The sequence below is a fragment of the Prevotella sp. MGM2 genome, from assembly GCF_002933955.1.
Taxonomy (GTDB): Bacteria; Bacteroidota; Bacteroidia; order Bacteroidales; family Bacteroidaceae; genus Alloprevotella.
In genome coordinates, this window is record NZ_BEWW01000180.1 from 1 (window position 1) to 1,085 (window position 1,085).

General features: G+C 57.7%; 2 protein-coding genes. Both read right to left on the reverse strand.

The features are described 5' to 3' along the window. A partial coding sequence (locus C5S62_RS04455) for a hypothetical protein (RefSeq protein WP_133159495.1) occupies positions 1-623 on the reverse strand: 623 nt, incomplete at its 3' end. Positions 624-680: 57 nt separating this feature from the next. Beyond that, a complete protein-coding gene (locus tag C5S62_RS04460) occupies positions 681-1,043 on the reverse strand; it encodes a hypothetical protein (RefSeq protein ID WP_104404236.1) in 363 nt (120 codons plus the stop codon). Positions 1,044-1,085: the final 42 nt, after the last annotated feature.

Here is a 1,085-nt window from a genome sequence, read left to right on the forward strand (position 1 = left end):
ATATACCACCATCCCTCGCTTTGAGGATATTTTTCGGAGTCTTGCGCCCAAAGATATATTTCTTCCGGCACCTCCTCCATTCTCATAGGAGTAACGAATGGTATCGCTGTGTAGTATTCATCCTCCCAACCGTCATCGCTATAATGGGCGAGATCGGTATGGCCGAGTGCCCATACCCCCACAGGGAAGTTCCACAGTCTCACGTCGCGTTGCTCCGCCACAGCGTCAAACACCAGTTGGAACGATGCGCCGAGGCCGTCTATATGGGACGAGACCGCATATTTGAAGCCGTGCGGCACGTCAAACTCCACCACGCCGTCCGCATCTGCCGTGAGTTCCTGTCGTGGCATTGCCGTGCAGGGGAAGCCGCCGACGGCAAACACGTCAAGCCGCACTGTCGCTCCTTCGGCACTGACTTTGCTTTGGCCGTCGCAAGCCGTAACCTCTACACGCACATGTTCCCTCGGTATCTCGCCGAGGGTCTCCACCACCTCGGCCACGGCTTCGGTGAGACCTGCGAGTGTCCCGCCTACCATCTCCGGCGTGATTGATTTCGGCATCACCGCCTCGCGGATCTCTGCCGACGTTGCCCGCAGTTCGTCGGGCTTCCAGTCCTGTTTCATATTGTCTGTTTATGATGATGTTGTTTGTAATGCGTCTGTTTTCTCTCCTTTCGCGCCTTACGAGAATGCCGCCGTGAATGCGCCTGTGAACACCGCAGCCCTTGTCTGCTGTTTCTTCACAGGGTCGGCCTTGATTGTCATGTAGTCCGGGACTTGTATTATAACAGGTCGGTCGAGCAGCCCGGCAAGCGTCTTTTCGCTTACTGCCGTCGCCGGGCATATACCCTCGGCGGCGTACTTTTCCGCAACCCTCGCGTCCGTCACGTCCCCGGCCTCCCACGCTATTTCCGTGCCGTGGCCGAGTTCCCCTGTTACGCTCATTCCGTTGCGCAGAGCCAACGCCCACACGCCCTCCACCGAGCCTGTCGCCGCCAACGCTATGTCAACGAGGCATTGCCCCTCTCTCGCCGTCGTCTTCATTCCACCGTGATTTTTCCGTTATCACTCACCGTTACCCGGTTC